Annotated in this window: 16 protein-coding genes; 12 read left to right on the forward strand and 4 right to left on the reverse strand. The window is 60.6% G+C overall.

The genetic code is table 11. The annotated features are described in order from the left end of the window. The first annotated feature begins 25 nt into the window (after window positions 1–25). On the forward strand, window positions 26–901 hold the full coding sequence (locus FBZ97_RS07595) for a LysR substrate-binding domain-containing protein (protein WP_145317924.1): 876 nt from the start codon (window positions 26–28) through the stop codon (window positions 899–901). Here FBZ97_RS07595 and FBZ97_RS07600 read toward each other — a convergent pair. Further along, window positions 876–1,868, reverse strand: a complete 993-nt coding sequence (locus FBZ97_RS07600; protein ID WP_145319971.1) for a GlxA family transcriptional regulator — start codon at window positions 1,866–1,868, stop codon at window positions 876–878. The genes FBZ97_RS07595 and FBZ97_RS07600 overlap by 26 nt on opposite strands. 106 nt (window positions 1,869–1,974) lie before the next feature. Between FBZ97_RS07600 and FBZ97_RS07605 the strand changes: the two genes are divergently transcribed. The 9 genes from FBZ97_RS07605 (at window position 1,975) to FBZ97_RS07645 (ending at window position 13,769) form a co-directional block, all read left to right on the forward strand. Next, window positions 1,975–2,877, forward strand: a complete 903-nt coding sequence (locus FBZ97_RS07605) for a 3-keto-5-aminohexanoate cleavage protein (protein ID WP_145317927.1) — start codon at window positions 1,975–1,977, stop codon at window positions 2,875–2,877. 7 nt (window positions 2,878–2,884) lie between these two features. Next, complete coding sequence (locus tag FBZ97_RS07610) at window positions 2,885–4,375, forward strand: carnitine 3-dehydrogenase (protein ID WP_145317930.1); 1,491 nt, start codon at window positions 2,885–2,887, stop codon at window positions 4,373–4,375. A gap of 12 nt (window positions 4,376–4,387) precedes the next feature. Continuing rightward, a complete protein-coding gene (locus FBZ97_RS07615; RefSeq protein ID WP_145317934.1) occupies window positions 4,388–5,548 on the forward strand; it encodes an acyl-CoA dehydrogenase family protein in 1,161 nt (386 codons plus the stop codon). 4 nt (window positions 5,549–5,552) lie between these two features. Further along, complete coding sequence (locus tag FBZ97_RS07620; RefSeq protein WP_145317936.1) at window positions 5,553–7,610, forward strand: acetate--CoA ligase family protein; 2,058 nt, start codon at window positions 5,553–5,555, stop codon at window positions 7,608–7,610. 6 nt (window positions 7,611–7,616) lie between these two features. Then, window positions 7,617–8,399: a carnitinyl-CoA dehydratase gene (locus FBZ97_RS07625; protein WP_145317939.1), complete on the forward strand. Its 783-nt coding sequence runs from the start codon at window positions 7,617–7,619 to the stop codon at window positions 8,397–8,399. A 127-nt stretch (window positions 8,400–8,526) separates the two neighbouring features. Next, on the forward strand, window positions 8,527–10,116 hold the full coding sequence (locus FBZ97_RS07630) for an ABC transporter substrate-binding protein (RefSeq protein WP_145317941.1): 1,590 nt from the start codon (window positions 8,527–8,529) through the stop codon (window positions 10,114–10,116). 197 nt (window positions 10,117–10,313) lie between these two features. Further along, a complete protein-coding gene (locus FBZ97_RS07635; RefSeq protein ID WP_113351101.1) occupies window positions 10,314–11,321 on the forward strand; it encodes an ABC transporter permease in 1,008 nt (335 codons plus the stop codon). Continuing rightward, on the forward strand, window positions 11,318–12,145 hold the full coding sequence (locus FBZ97_RS07640; protein ID WP_145317945.1) for an ABC transporter permease: 828 nt from the start codon (window positions 11,318–11,320) through the stop codon (window positions 12,143–12,145). Before FBZ97_RS07635 ends, FBZ97_RS07640 begins: the two co-directional genes overlap by 4 nt. Then, window positions 12,138–13,769, forward strand: a complete 1,632-nt coding sequence (locus tag FBZ97_RS07645; protein ID WP_069615470.1) for an ABC transporter ATP-binding protein — start codon at window positions 12,138–12,140, stop codon at window positions 13,767–13,769. Before FBZ97_RS07640 ends, FBZ97_RS07645 begins: the two co-directional genes overlap by 8 nt. A gap of 4 nt (window positions 13,770–13,773) precedes the next feature. Here the strand turns inward: FBZ97_RS07645 and FBZ97_RS07650 are convergent, their stop codons facing one another. Next, the gene (locus FBZ97_RS07650) at window positions 13,774–14,799 is read right to left on the reverse strand and encodes a thioesterase domain-containing protein (protein ID WP_246661711.1); all 1,026 of its coding nucleotides are present in this window, start codon (window positions 14,797–14,799) and stop codon (window positions 13,774–13,776) included. Window positions 14,800–15,054: 255 nt separating this feature from the next. Next, window positions 15,055–15,840: a helix-turn-helix transcriptional regulator gene (locus FBZ97_RS07655; RefSeq protein ID WP_145317951.1), complete on the reverse strand. Its 786-nt coding sequence runs from the start codon at window positions 15,838–15,840 to the stop codon at window positions 15,055–15,057. Window positions 15,841–15,962: 122 nt separating this feature from the next. On the opposite strand from FBZ97_RS07655, the gene FBZ97_RS07660 reads away from it, so the two are divergent. Together FBZ97_RS07660 and FBZ97_RS07665 are read left to right on the forward strand one after the other, a co-directional pair. Further along, window positions 15,963–17,543 (forward strand): ABC transporter substrate-binding protein, encoded by a 1,581-nt coding sequence (locus FBZ97_RS07660; RefSeq protein ID WP_145317954.1) that lies wholly within the window; start codon window positions 15,963–15,965, stop codon window positions 17,541–17,543. A 23-nt stretch (window positions 17,544–17,566) separates the two neighbouring features. Next, complete coding sequence (locus FBZ97_RS07665) at window positions 17,567–19,570, forward strand: CocE/NonD family hydrolase (RefSeq protein ID WP_145317957.1); 2,004 nt, start codon at window positions 17,567–17,569, stop codon at window positions 19,568–19,570. A 1-nt stretch (window position 19,571) separates the two neighbouring features. Here the strand turns inward: FBZ97_RS07665 and FBZ97_RS07670 are convergent, their stop codons facing one another. Next, the gene (locus FBZ97_RS07670; RefSeq protein WP_145317960.1) at window positions 19,572–20,492 is read right to left on the reverse strand and encodes an alpha/beta hydrolase; all 921 of its coding nucleotides are present in this window, start codon (window positions 20,490–20,492) and stop codon (window positions 19,572–19,574) included. Window positions 20,493–20,533 lie beyond the last annotated feature (41 nt).

A 20,533-nucleotide genomic window follows, 5' to 3' on the forward strand; every position in this document is an offset into this window, starting at 1 on the left:
GCTATCAGAAATATTTGTGACCCCAATGCGTGAACCCATTGAGAGCGACCTTCTGCGGACCTTCCTCGTCATCAGCGAGACGTCCAATTTTTCCACCGCCGCTCAAAGGATCGGCCGCACGCAATCGGCCGTCAGCGCCCAGATCAAGCGGCTCGAGGATACGATTGGCGAAACGCTCTTCGAAAGAAGTGCCCGGGGGGCCGTCCTCACCCGGGCAGGCACCCAATTGCTTCCCTACGCGCAGCGCGTGATCGAGCTTCTGAACGAGGCGGCAGCAAATATTCGTACCAAACCGCTCGACGGCCCGGTCCGGATCGGGATTCCGGAGGAATATAGCCAGACTGTGCTGCCGGCGGCACTGGCCGCCTTCGCTATCAGGCACCCGGCCGTCGAAGTAACCGTCTCCTGCGATTACACGGCACATAACCTGGCCGCGCTGGAAAAGGATGAACTGGATCTGGCCGTCGTCTTCGATTGGAGCAACCAGAACAAGGGCGAGGTTCTCTGCATCGACCCGACGGTCTGGGTGACATCCATGGTGCATCGCCTACATGATGCCATGCCGTTGCCGGTTGCCACCTATCGCAATTCCACATGGGCGCGCGATTTCGCCTTACGTTCGCTGGAGCAGCAGGGCCGCGCCTATCGGATCGCCTTCATCGCCGATACGAGCTCGGGCTTGAAGAACGCCGTCTCCGCCGGGCTAGCCGTGACCACGCTATCGCGCAGCAACATTCCGAACGGTTGCCGCGAACTGACGAGTGACGACGGTTTTCCGCCTGTGGATTCATCGCGCGTCGTGCTTCGCCGCAACCCCTATCATTCGAGTGAGGCGATCCGGGAACTGGCCGAAATGGTGCGCGAGGCATTTCGCCCTATGTCGGCTCTGCTGCAGTCGTGACGCGCCGGCGCAGCCTTCGGCGCGTGCCGGATGGGCTTTCGGAAAAGCTGGCACGATAGCTACGCGAAAAGGCCGATGCCGAATTGAAACCTGTCATGGCTGCAATCTCGGCGAAGGAGGCTTTCGTCTCGATGACCTTGCGCCGCGCTGCATTGAGCCTCAACGCCAGATAATGCACATGTGGCGGCGCGCCGATGCTCTCCTGAAAAAGCGCCTGAAGATGGCGTGCACTGACACCAACACGGCGGGCGAGACGCGCGAGCACCAGCGGCTGTTCGATATGGTCCTCCATCAGGCGGATTGCCTGCGCCACGCGCGGATCGCGCATGCGCAGGCCGGCCGTCGATGGCGAAAGTTCTGCTACACTCTGCGTGCTCGCCGGCTCATAAATGAACAGGCGGCTGACCTCGAGCGCCAACGAATAGCCTTGCCGTCGCCGGATAATCTCAAGCATGAGATCGACAGTCGGCAGGGAGCCTGCCGTGGTGATCCGCTTGCCGTCGATGACGAAGCGGTCCTTGACCGCGCGCACCTGCGGATAGGCGAGCGCGAAATCGTCGTAATCCTCCCAGTGGACGGCAGCGGAGACATTATCGAGCAGGCTCGCCTCAGCAAGCAGCCACGTCCCGGACTCGATGCCGGCAACCATCGAGCGATGGCGTGCGGTCTGCGACAATTGCATTTTCAGCGCCTGCGTGGCGTTGCGCCGCCAATTGTAACTGGCGAGCACAAAAAGTGGCGTCGCGTCCGATGTCGGCCGAAAGCTTGCGCAAGCTGGCACCGGGATAAGGCTCGTCGTCTCAGCGGGAGAGCCGTCCGGCGTGAAAAGCCGCCAGCGATAAAGCTCGGCTCCAGAAATGCGATTGGCCCCACGCAACGGTTCGATCACCGACGCGATCAGGATCAGGTTCGTCTCCGGAAGGATCAGGAGGTCAATGTCGAGTGTCTCGTTTGCCGATGTCAGCACCACGCATTCCTCCAAGCGTTCCGAGAATGTATCAAATGCTTCCGATAATGCAAAGCACAAGGGCACGTCATGGCTCGTAATGTCCTCAATACGAGGGAGAACAAAAATGCCTCTTGCGATGAATCGCGATGTCTTCATCACCTGTGCCGTGACCGGTGCCGGCGACACGGTTTCGAAATCCAGCCATGTTCCGATCACTCCCAAGCAGATCGCGGAATCCGCGATCGACGCCGCCAAGGCTGGGGCGGCAGTGGTTCACTGCCATGTCCGCGATCCCGAAACGGGCGCTGCCAGCCGCCGCAACGAACTCTATAGGGAAGTCACGGACCGCATCCGTTCCGCCGATGTCGATGTCGTGCTGAACCTGACGGCCGGCATGGGCGGCGATCTGATTTTCGGCGATGTTGAAAGCCCCCTGCCCCTGAATGCCAAGGGCACCGATATGGCAGGCGCCACCGAGCGCGTCAGCCACGTTGCCGAGTGCCTGCCCGAAATCTGCACGCTCGATTGCGGCACGATGAATTTCAATCTTGGCGACTACGTCATGACCAATACGCCTTCGATGCTACGGGCCATGGCAAAGAAGATGACCGATCTCGGCGTCCGCCCGGAGATCGAAGCCTTCGACACCGGTCATCTCTGGTTTGCCAAACAGCTTGCCGAGGAGGGCTTGATCGAGGATCCGGTCCTCATCCAGCTCTGCATGGGCATCCCCTGGGGGGCGCCCGATGACCTCAACACCTTTATGGCGATGGTCAATAATGTTCCCAAAAGCTGGACCTTCTCGGCCTTTTCTATTGGTCGCAACGCCATGGCCTATCCAGCGGCCGCCATCCTTGCCGGCGGCAATGTCCGTGTCGGGCTGGAAGACAATCTCTATGCCGGCAAGGGCATGCTCGCGACCAACGCGCAGCTCGTCGAAAAAGCGGTGCAGGTGGTGGAAGGCATGGGTGCGCGCATCATCGGCCCTGAAGATGTCCGCAAGAAGCTGAAACTGACGAAGCGCTGAGGCCCCGATGACCAAGATCAACAAGGCGGCCTGCATCGGCGGCGGCGTCATCGGCGGCGGATGGATCGCCCGCTTCCTGCTGGCAGGCATCGATGTGGATGTCTACGACCCGCATCCTGAGGCAACCCGCATCGTCGGCGAAGTTCTTGATAACGCCGAAAAAGCCTATGCGATGCTGACCGGCGCGCCGCTTCCGCCGCGCGGCAAGCTTGCGTTTAAGGAGACGCTGGAAGCAGCTGTCGAGGGCGCCGACTGGATCCAGGAAAGCGTGCCCGAGCGGCTGGATCTCAAGCGCAACGTGCTGACGCAGATCGATGCGGCCGCAAAGCCCGATGCGCTGATCGGCTCATCCACTTCGGGGCTGCTACCGACCGACCTGCAACGCGACATGCGTCATCCTGAGCGCCTGTTCGTCGCTCACCCCTATAATCCCGTCTATCTGCTGCCTCTCGTCGAAATCGTCGGTGGCGAAAAGACCAGTGCAGCGACGATCAAGGCGGCGATGGACCGCCTGCCGCCCATCGGCATGAAGGGTGTGCATATCGCCAAGGAGATCGAGGCTTTCGTCGGCGACCGACTGCTGGAAGCGCTCTGGCGCGAGGCCTTGTGGCTGATCAAGGACGATATCTGCACCGTCGAGACTTTGGACGATGTGATTCGCTATTCCTTCGGTCTGCGCTGGGCGCAGATGGGTCTGTTCCAGACCTATCGCATCGCCGGCGGGGAAGCGGGCATGCGGCATTTCCTCGCGCAGTTCGGCCCCGCCCTGCAGTGGAATTGGACGAAGCTGATGGACGTCGTCGATCTCGACGACGCGCTTGTCGAAAAGATCGGCCAGCAGTCGGACGATCAGGCCGATGGCCTGTCGATCCGCGAACTCGAGCGCATCCGCGACGAGAACCTGGTCGGCATTCTCCAGAGCCTGAAAGGCAGCCATGGCGGCAAGGGCTGGGGTGCCGGCAAACTGCTGAAGGATTTCGAACAGCAGCTTTGGGCCGCAGGAGGAAGGGAGAAGCAGGGGCTGGACATTACAAAGCCGCTGCGCCTGATCGATACCAAGGTCAGCCCGGCCTGGGTCGATTATAACGGCCATATGACCGAGCATCGCTACCTGCAGGTGTTCGGGGACACGTCGGATGCGCTGTTGCGGCTGATCGGCGTCGATCTCGCCTATGTCGAACGCGGCCACAGCTATTACACGGTAGAGACCCATATCCGCCATCTCGGCGAGGCCAAGCTCGGACAGGCCATCCATTCGACGGCGCAGATCCTCGCATCTGACGAAAAGCGGCTGCATGTCTTCCATGCACTGCATAACAGCGCCAGCGGCGAAATAATCGCCACCGCCGAACAGATGCTGCTTCATGTCGACGCGAAAGCAGGCAAAGCCGTTGCCGCACCGGAGGAGGTGCTTGCGAAGCTGAGGCCGATTTCTGCCGCGCATGCAGCCTTGGCCATGCCGGAGGGAGCCGGCCGTCATGTAGGACAAAAACGCTAGGAGGAAGCGATCGTGAATTTCGGGCTCAGCGAAGAACAGGAGATGATCGTCAAGACGGTCAGGGACTTCGTCGAGACGGAGATCTATCCGCACGAAAACGAGGTCGAGCGCACCGGCTTCGTACCGCCCGATCTTGGGCTGGAAATCAAGCGCAAATGCATCGAGCTCGGCTTCTATGCCTGCAATTTCCCGGAGGAGGTCGGTGGCGCTGGACTCGATCACGTCACCTTCACGCTCGTTGAACGTGAGCTGGGCCGCGGCTCAATGGGACTTACGGTCTTCTTCGGACGCCCATCCGGCATCCTGATGGCCTGCGAGGGCGAGCAGCGCGAGCGTTACCTCTTGCCGACGGTGCGCGGGGAAAGGGTCGATGCACTCGCGATCACCGAGCCGGACGCCGGCTCCGACATGCGCGGCATGAAATGCGCGGCAAGGCAGGATGGTGACGATTTCGTGCTCAACGGCACGAAGCATTTCATCTCGCACGCCGATGTAGCCGATTTTGTCATCGTCTTTGCGGCCACCGGCGAGGAGGATACCCATCGAGGCGTCAAGAAGAAGATCACCGCCTTCCTGGTCGATCGCGGCACGCCGGGCTTCGAGATCGTCAAAGGCTATGACTCGGTTTCCCATCGCGGCTATCACAACTGCATCCTGAATTTCACCGATTGCCGCCTGCCGAAGTCTCAGCTGCTAGGGGAAGTGCATCGCGGCTTCGATCTCGCCAACCAGTGGCTCTACGGAACCCGCCTGACGGTTGCCGCCACCTGCGTCGGCCGGGCGCGCCGTGTCTTCGATCTGGCCCTGCCCTATGCGGCCGAGCGCAAGCAATTCGGCAAGCCGATCGGCGCCAATCAAGGCGTGTCCTTCAAGCTCGCCGACATGATCACCGACATCGACGCGGCCGACCTCCTTACGCTGTCGGCCGCCTGGAAGCTCGATGCTGGCATCCCGGCCAACCGCGAGATTGCCTCGGCCAAGCTCTATGCGTCGGAAATGCTTGCCCGCGTCACCGACGAGGCGATCCAGATCTTCGGCGGCATGGGCCTGATGGACGACCTGCCACTCACCCGCTTCTGGCGTGATGCTCGCGTCGAGCGTATCTGGGACGGGACTTCGGAAATCCAGCGGCACATCATCAGCCGCGACCTGCTTCGGCCGTTCGGAGCATGAGCCCATGACCCAGCGTTTGCTCGACCGCCTGATCCGACCCAAAACGATCGCCGTCTTCGGCGGCAGAGAGGCACGGCGCGTCATCGAGCAATGCGACCGCATGGAATTTGCCGGCGAAATCTGGCCGGTGCATCCGACACAGGAAAGCGTGCTTGGCCGTCGTTGCTATCGCTCGGTCGCCGACCTTCCCAACGCGCCAGACGCCGCTTTCATTGGTGTCAACAGGGCGCTTACCGTCGATATCGTGAGGGAGCTCTCCTCCAGAGGCGCCGGCGGCGCCGTCTGCTATGCCTCAGGCTTCAGCGAGGCTGTGGCCGAACTGGCTGATGGCGCGGATTTGCAGCAGGCTCTCGTCGAAGCTGCCGGCACCATGCCGATCGTCGGGCCGAACTGCTACGGCATGATCAATGGGCTGGATGGCGCCCCGCTCTGGCCGGATCAGCATGGCATTGTCAGAACCGAGCGCGGCGTTGCGATCCTTACGCAGTCCTCCAATATCGCCATCAATCTCAGCATGCAGAGGCGCGGCCTGCCCATCAGCTATCTGATGACGGCGGGCAACCAGGCGCAGACAGGCCTGTCGGACCTTGCCCGAGCCGTCCTTGAAGATCCGCGTGTGACGGCCGTCGGTCTGCATATCGAAGGCTTCGGCGATATAAGAGCGCTGGAAGCCCTCGCCATGCGCGCCCGAGAGCTGAAGAAGCCCGTCGTCGCACTGAAGGTCGGCAAATCCGAACAGGCTCAACGCGCCACCGTTTCGCACACCGCCTCACTTGCTGGCAGCGATGCAGTGGCCGACGCCGTTCTCGACCGCCTCGGCATCGGCCGCGTTTCGACGCTGCCGGAGCTGATCGAGACGTTGAAACTCCTGCATGTCGCTGGCCCGCTCGAGAGCAATGCGATCTCGTCGATGAGCTGTTCGGGCGGCGAGGCGTCGCTGATGGCCGATGCTGCCGTGGGCCGGACTATCGAGTTTCGTGCGTTGAAAGCCGAACAGCTTCCTGCCCTGCGCGCAACTCTCGGCCCGATGGTGACGCTTTCCAATCCGCTCGACTATCACACCTTCGTCTGGGGCGATCTGGGCCGGCAGACGGAGGCTTTCAGCGCCATGTTCGCCGGCGGCTATGCCCTCAATCTGCTCGTTCTCGACTTCCCACGCGCGGATCGTTGTGATGGCGCCGACTGGATGATTACTGTTGCAGCGGTTGCCGCGGCCGCGAAGCGGACGGGTGCCCGCGCCGGCATTCTGGCGACCTTGCCCGAAAACATGCCGGAGGCGATCGCACAGCGGCTGATCGAAAGCGGCATCGTGCCGCTCTGCGGTATCAGCGAGGCGTTGACCGCAGCGGATATGGCCAACGGCATTGCCAGGGCATGGAATAGGCCGCAACCATTGCCGCTTCTCAGCGCTTCCACCGCCGAAGGCGAGGTCGAGACCCTGAACGAAGCTGCCGCCAAGGCGGAACTTGCGGCAGCGGGCCTGACAGTCCCGCGCGGCAAGACCGCCGCCACGGCAAGCGAGGCCGCCGATTGCGCGGAACAACTCGGTTTTCCGGTGGCGCTCAAGGCGCTCGGTGTCGAGCACAAGTCCGACGTCGGCGCGGTTAAGCTCAACCTATGGGATAGGAATGCCGTCAGAGACGCGGCCGAAGGCATGGCCGGTCTCTCACACGGATTCCTTGTCGAGCGGATGATCGATCGCCCTATCGCGGAGCTGATCGTTGGCGCGGTCCGCGATCCGGTCGTCGGCCTGACACTAACCGTTGGCGCGGGCGGAATTCTCGTGGAATTGCTTGAGGATTCCGTCGTTTTGCCACTCCCCGTGACGAAAGCCGAGGTTCTCGAGCGGATTTCGCGGCTGAAGGTCCGGAAACTGGTTGAAGGCTATCGCGGCAATGCAGGCAGCAGCCTCGAAATCGTTGCTGACGCCGTCCTATCAGCGGCAGAATATGTCGTAACGAACGCCGCACATCTTGAAGAACTAGACATTAATCCATTGATGGTTCTAGCAGAATCTCGGGGCGCCATTGCGGCGGATGCCCTCATCCGGCGAAGGAGGTAGCGGAAGTTGCAAGACCCCATTCGAACCCGCTCCGAAGACGGCATCCTCGAGGTCATCATCGATCGGCCCAAGGCGAACTCCATCGACCTGGCGACCAGTCGCAAGATGGGCCTGATCTTTCGCGACTTCCGCGACAACCCGGATCTGCGCGTCGCCATCGTGACCGGCGCCGGCGAGAAATTCTTTTCCGCGGGCTGGGATTTGAAAGCGGCCGCCGCCGGCGATGCCGTCGACGGGGATTATGGCGTCGGCGGCTTCGGTGGCCTCCAGGAGCTGCGTGATCTCAACAAGCCGATCATCTGTGCCGTCAACGGCATCTGTTGCGGCGGCGGGCTGGAAATCGCGCTGTCGACCGATCTGATCATCGCCGCCTCGCACGCGACCTTCGCTTTGCCGGAAATTCGCTCTGGCACCGTCGCCGATGCGGCATCGATCAAGCTTCCGAAGCGCATCCCCTATCATATCGCCATGGACATGCTGCTGACTGGCCGGTGGCTCAATGTCGAAGAGGCGCACCGCTGGGGTTTCGTCAACGAGATCGTCATGGCTGACAAGCTAATGGATAGAGCCTGGGAACTCGCCCGCCTGCTCGCAAGCGGGCCGCCGCTCGTCTACGCAGCGATCAAGGAAATCGTTCGTGAAGCGGAGGGTTCGACGTTTCAGACTGCCATGAACAAGATCACCAAACGGCAGTTTTCAACCGTCGACATCCTCTATTCGAGCGAAGATCAATTGGAAGGCGCACGGGCTTTCGCAGAGAAGCGAGCCCCCATCTGGAAAGGAAGGTAGGAGGCGGCAGCAACCGCTGAATTTCCCGCATGCTCGCGGGCAACAGGCTTCAGGCGGAAGAGGAACCGTGACCTGAAGTGGCTTGCTCGGGGGCTTTGTCAACACGGCAAGAAGAAGGAACAGGGGAATGAACGATTATACGAAATATCTGACCAGCCGCGTTACCGCCGGCGGGCTTAGCCGCCGCGAATTCATGGGACGCGCAATGGCCGCGGGCGTGACTTTGACGCTCGCCGACAAGCTCTTTATCGAAAGCGCAATGGCAGCCGAACCGAAGCGCGGCGGCCATCTGAAGCTTGGCCTTGAAGGCGGTGCTGCAACCGATTCCAAGGATCCGGCAAAATTCCTGTCACAGGTCATGTTCTGCATCGGCCGCTGCTGGGGCGACATGCTGGTGGAATCTCACCCGCTGACAGGTGCCGCCGTTCCCTCGCTCGCTGAATCCTGGGAGCCGTCGAAGGATGCCGCCACCTGGACCTTCAAGATCCGCAAGGGCGTCAAGTTCCATAACGGCAAGGACCTGACGATCGACGACGTCGTCGCCACGCTCAAGCGCCATACGGATGCGAAATCGGAATCCGGCGCGCTGGGCGTCATGAAGTCGATCAAGGAGATCAAGGCCGATGGCGACAATCTCGTCCTGACGCTGACCGAAGGCAACGCCGACATGCCGTTGCTTCTGACCGACTATCACCTCGTTATCCAGCCGAATGGCGGTTATGACGATCCCCTCGCCTCGATCGGTACCGGCCCTTACAAGCAGGTCAGCTTCGAGCCCGGCGTACGCGCCACGTTCGAGCGCAACAAGGACGACTGGCGCACGGACCGCGGCTTCGTCGACAGTGTCGAAATCATCTGCATGAACGATGCGACGGCTCGCATCGCCGCGCTCTCATCCGGCCAAGTCCATTACATCAACCGTGTCGATCCGAAGACCGTGGATCTTCTCAAGCGTGCGCCGAACGTCGAAATCCTGGCCACCGCCGGCCGCGGCCATTACGTCTTCATCATGCATTGCGACAAGGCGCCCTTCGACAACAACGACCTGCGCCTGGCACTGAAATACGCCATGGACCGCGAGACGATGGTCAAGAAGATTCTTGGCGGCTACGGCAAGGTCGGCAACGACTTCCCGATCAATGGCACCTATGCGCTCTTCCCCGAAGGCATCGAGCAGCGCAAATATGATCCCGACAAGGCCGCCTTCCATTACAAGAAGTCTGGCCATAGCGGTTCGGTCTTGCTGCGCACCTCCGAAGTCGCCTTCCCCGGCGCCGTCGATGCCGCAGTTCTCTATCAGGAAAGCTGCAAGAAGGCGGGGATCAATATCGAGGTCAAGCGCGAGCCGGGCGACGGATACTGGACGAACGTCTGGAACGTCCAGCCCTTCTCCACCTCCTACTGGGGCGGGCGGCCGACGCAGGACCAGATGTATTCCACCGCCTATCTCTCGACGGCGGACTGGAACGACACGCGCTTCAAGCGCCCCGACTTCGACAAACTCCTGCTTCAGGCCCGCTCCGAACTGGACGAAGCCAAGCGCAAGGAGCTCTATCGCGCCATGGCAATGATGGTGCGCGACGAAGGCGGCGTCATCCTGCCGATGTTCAACGATTTCGTGAATGCCTCCACCAAGCAGGTGAAGGGCTATGTCCACGATATCGGCAATGACATGTCGAACGGCTATGTCGCGACCCGCGTCTGGCTGGACGCTTGATGCCTGAAGCGGGCGAGAACGCCCTGATCTCCAACGCAGCCGGGACCGCGAAAGCCTTTCGCGGTCCTCCCGACGTTTCAGGCAATTTCAGGAAAATGCGCAGCTGTTTTCCATTCGGAATTGCGTAAAACAACAAAAGAGAGCGGCACAGCGATTCCTGTAAAACATGGAACCGCTCTCAGTGCGAGGCATCGGCAATGTCCAATTCACCTCCCGGCACCGTTCTGCCCGGGCTGAGGTTCAAGCAGCGTTTTCCGCTGCTATCCCTCATTATCGAGCGTTGCGTGCTCAGCATCATTTTGCTGTTTGCCGTCTCGGTCCTGATCTTCGGCGGGCTCGAGGCCCTGCCCGGCGATTTTGCAACCACTTATCTCGGCCAGTCGGCAACGCCGCAGGCGGTCGCGAATATCCGCGAAGAGCTTGGCCTCAATCGGCCTGTCGTCACCCGCTATGTCGAATGGCTCGGCAATGCCGTCAAGGGCGATTTCGGCACCTCCTGGGCCAGCAAGAATTCAGTTGGCGAGCAAATAGGCAAGCGGCTCGGCAATTCGCTGTTTCTAGCCGGCTTTGCGGCGTTGATTTCGGTGCCGCTGGCGGTTTGCCTAGGCATGCTCGCCGTCCATTTCAGGAACCGAATGCCTGATAAGATCATCAATGTCATCTCGCTGGCGGCAATCTCTCTGCCGGAATTCTTCATCGGCTATCTCCTCATCATGTTCTTCTCGGTCAAATTCGGTATCGCGACTTTTCCGGCCACAGTTTTCGACGGCATGGGCTTCGTCGATCGGCTGAAGGCAATCGCGCTTCCGACCGCAACTCTGGTCCTTGTCGTACTCGCTCACATGATGCGCATGACGCGGGCGGCCATTCTCTCCGTCATGTCTTCGGCCTATATGGAAACGGCGGAACTGAAGGGGCTCTCCGCCTTCCGCGCCATCGTCAAGCACGCCGCCCCCAATGCGCTGGCACCGATCATCAATGTGATCGCGCTGAACCTCGCCTATCTCATCGTCGGCGTCGTCGTCGTCGAAGTTGTCTTCGTCTATCCGGGCATGGGCCAGTACATGGTCGATGCGGTGACGGTGCGGGATATGCCTGTCGTCCAGGCCTGCGGCCTGATCTTCGCCGCCGTCTACATCTTCCTCAACATGACGGCGGATATTCTCGCCATCATCGCCAACCCGCGTCTGAGGCATCCGCGATGAGATTGAGAGATATTCCCATCACCGCGTGGGTCGGCATTGTCGGTATTCTGATCGCCTTCATCTGCGCGATCTTCGCTCCCTGGATCGCTCCTTACGGCGAGACGGAAGTCGTCGGCAACGTCTGGCAGCCGGCCGATGCACAATATTTCTTCGGCCTCGACAATCTCGGCCGCGATATCCTGTCGCGTCTGATCTACGGCACCCGCACGACGCTCTTCGTCGCACTGGCGGCAACGATCATTTCCTTCTCGCTCGGCATCATCCTCAGCTTCACCGCCGCCGTCTCGCGTGGATGGATCGACACGGTCTTTTCGCGCTTTAACGACCTGATGATGTCGATCCCGACGCTGATCTTCGCGCTCGTGGTGCTCGCCGTCCTGCCGCAGAACCTGATCGTGCTGATCCTCGTCATGGCCATTCTCGATTCCACCCGCGTCTATCGCCTCGGCCGCGCCGTGGCGCTGGATATCGCGGTCATGGAATTCGTCGAAGCCGCTAAGCTGCGCGGCGAAGGCAAGATCTGGATCATCTTCCGCGAGATCCTGCCGAATACGCTGTCGCCGCTGCTAGCGGAATTCGGACTGCGCTTTGCCTTCTCGATCCTGTTTCTCTCCACCCTCTCCTTCCTCGGCTTGGGCATCCAGCCGCCGGCGGCCGACTGGGGCGGCATGGTCAAGGACAATAAGGACGGCATCATCTTCGGCATCTCCGCCGCGCTCGTGCCGGGCTCCGCCATCGCGGCACTCGCAATCTGTGTCAATCTGGTGGTCGACTGGCTCCTAAGGCGCACCTCCAGCCTCAAGGGAGGGCGTGGCGATGCCTGAGCTTCTTTCCGTCCGTAATCTCAAGATAGAGGCAACCAGCTATCCGCCGGGCGAGCCGCCGAAGCGCGTCACCATCGTCGATGGCGTTTCCTTCGACTTGCAGAAAGGCAAGGTGCTCGGGCTGATCGGCGAGTCCGGCGCCGGCAAGTCCACCATCGGCCTTTCCGCCCTCGCCTACGGCCGTGGCGGCGCCGAGATTACCGGCGGCCAGGTGCTGCTCGACGGCACCGATATCCTGCCGCTCGGCAAGTCCGGCATCCGCCGGATCCGCGGGGCACGGGTCTGCTACGTCGCGCAATCGGCAGCGGCCGCCTTCAATCCGGCGCATCGGCTGGGCGATCAGGTCATCGAAGCAACGGTGAAGCATGGTCTGATGACGAAGGAGGAGGCAAGGAAGCGGGCGCTCTATCTCTTCCGCGTGCTTGGCCTTCCCAATCCGGAAACTTTCGGGGACCGCTATCCGCATCAGGTTTCCGGCGGCCAGCTGCAGCGCGCCATGACCGCCATGGCGCTCTGCTCCAATCCGGAACTGATCGTCTTCGACGAACCGACGACCGCGCTCGATGTCACCACGCAGATCGATGTGCTTGCAGCGATCAAGCACGCCATTGAGGAGACGCATACCGCTGCGCTCTACATCACCCATGACCTTGCCGTCGTTGCCCAGATTTCCGACGACATCATGGTGCTGAGGCACGGCAAGACGGTGGAATATGGCAGCGTCCAGCAGATCATCGAGGAGCCGCGGCAGGACTATACCCGCGCTCTCGTCAACGTCCGCCAGGAGATACGTGCAGAAGCCGCCGATCAGACGAGCGCACTTTTGAAAGTCGAGAATATCAGCGCGCAATACTCGAATGGTTTCAAGGTATTGCACGATGTTTCTCTACATGTTCCTAAAGGTCAGACATTGGCTGTCGTCGGCGAGTCCGGCTCAGGCAAATCGACACTTGCCCGCGTCATCACCGGCCTGCTGCCGCCGAGCGACGGGCGGATTTCCTTTGACGGCAAGCCGCTGACCCCTGCCTTGAAAGACCGCTCGCGACAGGAGCTGCGCCGTATCCAGCTGATCTACCAGATGGCGGATACCGCAATGAACCCGCGTCAGACTGTCCGCGATATCATCGGTCGTCCATTGACCTTCTATGATGGCCTGCATGGTGCAGCGAAGACCGCACGTGTGAAAGAGCTGCTCGATCAGATCGAGATGAGCAACGGTTTCATCGACCGCTATCCAGCCGAGCTATCGGGCGGCCAGAAACAGCGTGTCGCCATCGCGCGCGCGCTCGCAGCCAAGCCAGAACTCATACTGTGCGACGAGCCGACCTCGGCGCTCGATCCGCTGGTTGCCGAAGGCATTCTGAAACTGCTCCTGAAGCTGCAGGAAGAGTCGCATCTCTCCTACGTCTTCATCACCCATGACATCGCCATCGTGCGCGCCATCGCCGATAGCGTCGCGGTGATGCATCGTGGCAAGCTCGTTCGCTTCGGCCCGAAATCGCAAGCACTGTCGCCGCCCTTCGACGATTACACCGACTTGCTGCTGAAATCCGTTCCCGAAATGGAGATCGGCTGGCTGGAGCGCGTGCTGACGACGCGGAAGATGGAGAGCGCCGGAAATTGAAAGCTCAGCGCGTCAGGCGCGCGCTGAGTTCGCGGGCGAGCGTACCGGCGTTACGGCCGACAATCATGCTCTGGTGGTTGCCGGCAACATCGACCCAGTTCGCATGCGCAAGAAAACGCCCCCATATGGTCTTGGGATCGCAATCGACCGGTGAGCCCTGCAGGCTGCGGTAGAAGGTCAGCTCGCCGTCATAACGGCTCGGTTTATAAAGACCCTTCATACGCAGGAGTTGTCTGGCAGCCGCATCGTAGAGCGGCGGATAATCGCCCATCCATTGCGGCGCCAGCTCCGGATAATAGGCCGAATGCGGATCGGCGTAACGGAAAGAAAGGGGCTTCAGTTTTTTTGCGAGGAGTTCTCGTCGCTCGATAACCGGCCTGCTGGTCTGAGCCGATGCTAGACGGCGTGGCTGAGAATCGGCTTTCCGCAGGTTCTTCTTTCTGGTTCGGGCTCGCCTCCAGCGTTGCCACATGAACCTGCCCCAGATCATCAGCGGCCACTCCTGCTCGCCAAACGGGGTATCCAGCATGCCAAGGAATGCAATTCTTTGCCCCTGCGCTCTCAGGGCGCGGGCAAGCTCCAAGGCAAAAACACCGCCAAACGAATAACCGAGCAATCGATATGGCTCGCTGATCCCTGCTGCCTGCAGCGCTCTCAGCGTGCTTTGGACCTCGTCTTCCACCGTTGCCGGATGTCGACGATCGCGATTGAAGGCCGTCAACGCAACGCCAAGGATCGGTCCTGGAAAGCGGATTTCCTTGATCAATTGCTGCATTTCCAGGAAGCAGCTTGCTCCGCCTGCAAATAGCAGCAATGGCGCCGCGCCCTCCCCGTCACGGAGCTCTATGATTTTCGAAGAGACTGAGAGGTCTTCGTGATTGGAAATTGCAAGGCCGAGGGCATCGAGGGTGCGATGGCGATAGAAGACATTGACATCCAGCTCCTCCCCGGTTTCGCTCCACAAGCGCTTGATGAAATTCAAGACCCGGTTGACTGAAACAGCATCGGGAATGTCGGCGTCGCGGTCCAAATTAATCTTTGCTTCTTGGCGAAGCAGATCGTTGATATAGGCACACGCACTGGGATCTGCATCCATTCTCGCAGAGAAAAGCATCTAGGCATCCCCAAAATGTCGAAGTATGCGTCACTAAACGATATGATGACTGCTATTTTTATAAAGCGATCCTTAATATATTCCGTAGAAGCACAACTTTTTCTTGCATCTTGGGTTTTTCGTTGTTGAGCACCCGCGAAGGCTAACAAAGCCCTTCGGCAATCGGTGTCGTCAATACTCGGCTGGCACCGCATACACTTCGGCCGAGGGATCCGTAAGAAACGAGCGTACCGTCGGCGGCAATTGCCGCGATGACAGCGGCAGCGGTCCGCAGCGCGACAGAAGTTCTCGCAGATCAGGCTCGGCACCCACATGCCGCCAGATCATCCGCGAGGCATAGGGGAGGTTTTCCTTTCGCCAGGAAACTCCCATTGTCGTCCCGCGCAGATAGACGCGCTGATACTCGTCGAAGGGCAGAAGGATCGTCTGCGACAGTATGGGATTCGGACCGACGACACGCTCGGTGATGAAGATGCGGTTTCGATAGAAGGCTGCCAAACCCACATATTTGGAAAATTGCTGAATGCCGTTTCCTGGATCCCGCAGGCGCTCCATCGACTTGACGTGCACGAGCCCGCCCCGCTCGATAAGACGACTGCAGGAACAGACGACCATTCCCGGCCAGGATGGCGACCGATGATAGGTCTGGAAATAGCCGATATGACGTCGGAGCGCGGCCAGATCTCCGGGGAACGCCTTTAACAAATCGGAGCTTTGATTGAGGTCCAGGGCCGGTTTGCGAAGCCGCTCGCGAAAGAGCCTGGGAGCGAGATCAAAGTCGGCTGCATCGAGATCGAAATACTTGGCGATGCGCGCCAGATTGTGAGCAGACGGTTTCGTCTGGCCGTTGATATAGCGGTTGAATTGTTGCCGGTTGATATCGATCGCACGGCATAGATGCGAAATGGAACGCTGCGTTGCGCAGGCAATTTTGAGGTTCTCGACCAAGTGAGGCATCGGTAGCTCCGCATTGACGACGACTAGCGTAAACTTGCTTAAAGATGCGTCAAGTCGCGAAATTGCGTGGGCTGAGCCGGCCTCTACGTTCTCACCTACAAAATGGAAACGAGGGAACTGTCATGACGCAACAAAAAGATCAATCTTCTCAGCTGAATATGGGCCGCCGCCACTTCCTCGGCGGGGCAGCCGCGCTGGGTGCACTGCCGGCACTCACCTCCGGCCTCCTAATGCCCCGCGATGCTCAAGCACAGGAAGCGAAGCGCGGTGGTCATCTGAAACTCGGCCTCAAGGGCGGCGCCACCAGCGATGCGCTCGACCCGGCAACCTATAGTGCCTCCGTCTTGTTCGTCATTGGCCGCCTCTGGGGCGATACGCTCCTCGAATCCGATCCGAAGACCGGCGCTCCCTTGCCGTCGCTGGCATCCTCCTGGACGCCCTCGGCTGACGCTTCCGTCTGGACCTTCAAGATCCGCAACGACGTGCAGTTTCACGACGGCAGCAAGATGACGGTCGCCGACATTGTCGCGACGCTGAAGCGGCATGCGGACAAGAATTCGCAGTCGGGTGCTCTTGGGCTTATGGCCTCGATCACCGGCATCGAAGAAAAGGCGGGCGATCTCGTCCTCACGCTTTCCGAGGGCAATGCGGATCTGCCTCTGCTTTTGACCGATTACCACCTGATCATCCAGCCGAAGGGCGGCGTCGACAAGCCGGCGGCGGCCGTCGGCACCGGCCCTTACATTCTGAAGAGCTTCGAGCCGGGTGTTCGCGCCACCTTCGAGAAGAACCCTAGGGATTGGCGCTCTGACCGGGGCTTCGTCGACAGCGTCGAAATCCTCGTCATCAACGACAACACCGCCCGCATTGCAGCGCTCGCCTCCGGTCAGGTTCATTTCGTCAACAATGTCGACCCGAAGACCGTGCCGATGCTGCAGCGGGCACCGACCGTCGAGATCGTCCGCAATGCCGGCAAGGGCTTCTACTGCTTCCTGATGCATTGCGACACGGCGCCTTTCGACAACGCCGATCTTCGGCTCGCGCTGAAATATGCGATCGACCGCCAGTCGATCCTCGAGAAGGTTCTGGGCGGCTACGGGACGATCGGCAACGACTATCCGGTCAATTCCAACTACGCGCTCGCGCCGACCGATATCGAACAGCGCCCCTATGATCCAGACAAGGCCGCCTTCCACTTCAAGAAATCGGGCCTCGACCGCCCCATTCAGCTGCTGACGTCAGACGCAGCCTTTCCAGGCGCGGTGGATGCGGCGATCCTGTTCCAGCAAAGCGCACGCAAAGCCGGCATCGCGATCGACGTCAAGCGCGAACCGGAAGACGGTTACTGGACCAATGTCTGGAACAAGCAGCCTTTCTGCGCATCCTTCTGGGGCGGCCGTCCTACGCAGGATTCGCGCTACTCCACCTCCTACCTGTCAACCGCCGAGTGGAACGATACGCGCTTCAAGCGCCCCGACTTCGACAAGTTGGTGCTGCAGGCGCGATCCGAGCTCGATGAAGCCAAACGCAAGGTGCTTTATCGACAGTTGGCAGTGATGGTGCGAGACGATGGTGGCCTGATTTTGCCCGTCTTCAACGACTACATCATGGCCTCTTCGAAAACGCTGAAGGGATATGTCGACGATATCGGCAACGATATGTCCAATGGCTACATCGGCAGCCGCGTATGGTTTAATGCCTAAACTTCTTCGGGATATATATGATCATGGCCGAGCGCAGCTTCACCACCATCGAAAATCAATGGATCACCCTGAAGGACGGAACGCGGCTCGCCGCACGCATCTGGATGCCCGACGGCGCTGAGAAGGATCCCGTGCCCGCCGTTTTCGAGTTCCTGCCTTACCGCAAGCGCGACGGGACAAGTCCGCGTGACGAATCCACCTATCCGGTCTTCGCTGCAGTAGGCATTGCCGGCGTTCGTGTCGATATCAGAGGCTCCGGCGAATCCAGCGGCGTCATCGATGGCGAATATACAGAGCTCGAGCTTGCGAACGCCTGCGAGCTGATTGCCTGGATCGCAGCACAGCCGTGGTCGAACGGCTCGGTCGGCATGATGGGCATTTCCTGGGGCGGTTTCAACTGCCTGCAGGTCGCGGCCTTGAAGCCGCCCGCGTTGAAAGCGGTGATTTCGATCGCCTCCACGGTCGATCGCTATAATGACGATATCCACTACAAGAACGGCTGCCATCTCTCCGCCCAGCTCTCCTGGGCGGCGACCATGCTCGGCTATCAGTCTCGCTCGCCCGACCCGGCCATCGTTGGCGACGACTGGCGCGATATGTGGCTGGAGCGCCTCGAGCAGGAACCCTTCTTCATGGAGGAATGGCTCCAGCACCAGCGTCGTGACGATTTCTGGCGGCATGGCTCGATCTGCGAAGATTTTGCAGGCTTCGATATCCCCGCCATCGTCATCGCCGGCTGGGCTGACGGTTATCGCAATACGCCACTGCTCGCGGTCGAAGGCCTCGGGGATAAGGCGAAGGCGCTGATCGGTCCATGGGTCCATAAATATCCGCATTTCGCCTGGCCAAAGCCGCGGGTCGATTTCCACGGAGAAGCCATCGCCTGGTGGAACCATTGGCTGCGCGGCGAACGCAACGGCGCCGAGGCCATGCCGTCGGTGCGCGCCTATATTCTTGATGCCATAAAACCCGCCAAACGCCGCGACTTCGACCCCGGTTTCTGGATCGCGAAGCAAGAATGGCAGCAGCCGGAGATGCAGTGCTTCTATGTTGAGCAATTCGGCACGCTGATGGAAGGCATGCCAATCCCGCACGCACCGGAACATCCCGTCTATCTGCGCTCGCCGCTCGACACGGGTACGGCCTCGGGCGAATGGTTTACCCTGAAGCCGGATGCGGAAATGGCAATCGATCAGCGCGTCGACGATGCCGGGTCGCTGACGTTCCAGACCGCACCGCTGGTCGAGGATCACGACTATCTCGGCCGCCCCGTCGTCACCTTGACGCTCAGATGCGACGCCGAAACCGCCAATCTCTGCGCAAGGCTCGTCGATATCCATCCGGACGGCACGGCAACGCGCGTTTCCTTCGGCGTGCTCAACCTCGCCCATCGCAACGGCAATGCCGCGCCGGAACCGCTGATTAAGGGTCAGCAGGTCAGAGTGACTGTGACGCTCGATGCCTGCGGCTATCGTTTCCGCAAGGGGCATCGCATTCGCCTGTCTCTATCGACAGCCTATTGGCCGATGGTCCTGCCGCCACCGGAAGATCCGGGCCTGACGATCGACATCGCCTCCATCGGCCTTGCTTTGCCCAAGCTCGGTGCGCATGAGATCATCGACATCAAGCAGCCCGACAATCCCGATCCGCTGCCGAAATATATCGAACACGCACCAGGCTCGACGAAGCGGCAGGTGGTTCGTGATCTCTCAGCCGGCGTCACCCGCTATGAAATTTATGAGGATACCGGCCTCTCCGAACATCCCGGCACCGGACTTTCCACGCGGCAGCTGCGCGAAGAGGTCTGGTCGATCGCGCCGGACGATCCGCTATCGATGACAGGCATCTCGACATGGACCTGCGACATGAGCCGCCCCGACTGGTTCGTCCGCACGGTGGCAACGTCGTCCATATCCTGCACGGCAAGGGACTGGATCATCAGCGCCTCGGTCGTTGCCTATGAGGGCGAGACCGAAATCTTCCGGAAGACCTTCGAGGAGAAACGTATCGCCCGCGACCTGATGTAGTTCAGCGCGATCCCGCAAACCGGCTTGCCGCTGCGCAGATGGCGGCAAAGCCGGCCCGCGCACCTTCACTCATATGCCGTGCCCGCAGCCAGGCATGCACCATCTGCGGCTCCTCGCGGAACCAGACCTCGATCCCCGCCTGTGCGAGACGCGCCGCATAGTTGCGGCCATCGTCGCGCAGCGGATCGTAATGCGCAACGGTAATGAAGGTTGGCGGAAGACCGGCCATGGTGGCTAAGGCAAGCGGTCCTGCGACCGGATCGCCTTCCGGCGCCTGCAGAACGGTGCGGTAGTAGGCGACATCGGCCGTCGTCAGGCCCGGCGCCTCGGCCATCTCCTCATAGGAGCCGGAGACGAGATCGCCGCCGAGTGCGGGATAGATCAGGATCTGACCGACGATGCCCGAAAGCCGCTCGGCTTGCGCGCGCACCGCCAGCCCTGCCGCGAGATTGCCGCCGGCGCTGTCACCGATCAGCACGACTGACTTCTTTTCGGCGAGCAGTTGCTTGAGAACGCTGAAACAATCATCCGTCTGGGCCGGCCAGCGATATTCCGGCGCCAGCCGGTAATCGACCGAGAGCAGCTCGGCGCCGGCATGATCGGCGACCTCAGCGCAGATCGCATGATGGCTCTCGAGCGAACCGACGACGAAACCGCCGCCATGGAGATAGAGGAGTATCGTTGTCGTACGGATGTTGGCGGGCCTGTAACGCCTGACAGGAATCGTTCCGGATACGAAGCCATCTGTAGTCCGCATGCCCTCCGGCAAGGGGCGATCGAAACGAGCGCAAAGCGCGTCATACCATTGGCGCTGCTGTGCAATGGAGGCCGTTACCGCATCCGGCGGATAGAAGGACTCACAGATCTCCATGAACTGCAGGATGCCGGCTTCGCTCGGCATGGGACGCTCAACAGAGGTCATCGGATATCCTCGATTCGTGCCAGTGCATCGACACTACGCGG

The sequence above is a fragment of the Rhizobium sp. ERR 942 genome, assembly GCF_007828395.1.
GTDB classification, from domain to species: domain Bacteria; phylum Pseudomonadota; class Alphaproteobacteria; order Rhizobiales; family Rhizobiaceae; genus Rhizobium; species Rhizobium dioscoreae.

Bases quoted from the DNA above. Each gene is read 5' to 3' on its own strand.
- FBZ97_RS07660 (WP_145317954.1), top strand. From the start codon at position 15,963: ATGACGCAACAAAAAGATCAATCTTCTCAGCTGAATATGGGCCGCCGC.
- FBZ97_RS07640 (WP_145317945.1), top strand. From the start codon at position 11,318: ATGAGATTGAGAGATATTCCCATCACCGCGTGGGTCGGCATTGTCGGT.
- FBZ97_RS07665 (WP_145317957.1), top strand. From the start codon at position 17,567: ATGGCCGAGCGCAGCTTCACCACCATCGAAAATCAATGGATCACCCTG.
- FBZ97_RS07605 (WP_145317927.1), top strand. From the start codon at position 1,975: ATGCCTCTTGCGATGAATCGCGATGTCTTCATCACCTGTGCCGTGACC.
- FBZ97_RS07595 (WP_145317924.1), top strand. From the start codon at position 26: ATGCGTGAACCCATTGAGAGCGACCTTCTGCGGACCTTCCTCGTCATC.
- FBZ97_RS07635 (WP_113351101.1), top strand. From the start codon at position 10,314: ATGTCCAATTCACCTCCCGGCACCGTTCTGCCCGGGCTGAGGTTCAAG.
- FBZ97_RS07655 (WP_145317951.1), bottom strand. From the start codon at position 15,840: ATGCCTCACTTGGTCGAGAACCTCAAAATTGCCTGCGCAACGCAGCGT.
- FBZ97_RS07620 (WP_145317936.1), top strand. From the start codon at position 5,553: ATGACCCAGCGTTTGCTCGACCGCCTGATCCGACCCAAAACGATCGCC.
- FBZ97_RS07610 (WP_145317930.1), top strand. From the start codon at position 2,885: ATGACCAAGATCAACAAGGCGGCCTGCATCGGCGGCGGCGTCATCGGC.
- FBZ97_RS07630 (WP_145317941.1), top strand. From the start codon at position 8,527: ATGAACGATTATACGAAATATCTGACCAGCCGCGTTACCGCCGGCGGG.
- FBZ97_RS07670 (WP_145317960.1), bottom strand. From the start codon at position 20,492: ATGACCTCTGTTGAGCGTCCCATGCCGAGCGAAGCCGGCATCCTGCAG.
- FBZ97_RS07645 (WP_069615470.1), top strand. From the start codon at position 12,138: ATGCCTGAGCTTCTTTCCGTCCGTAATCTCAAGATAGAGGCAACCAGC.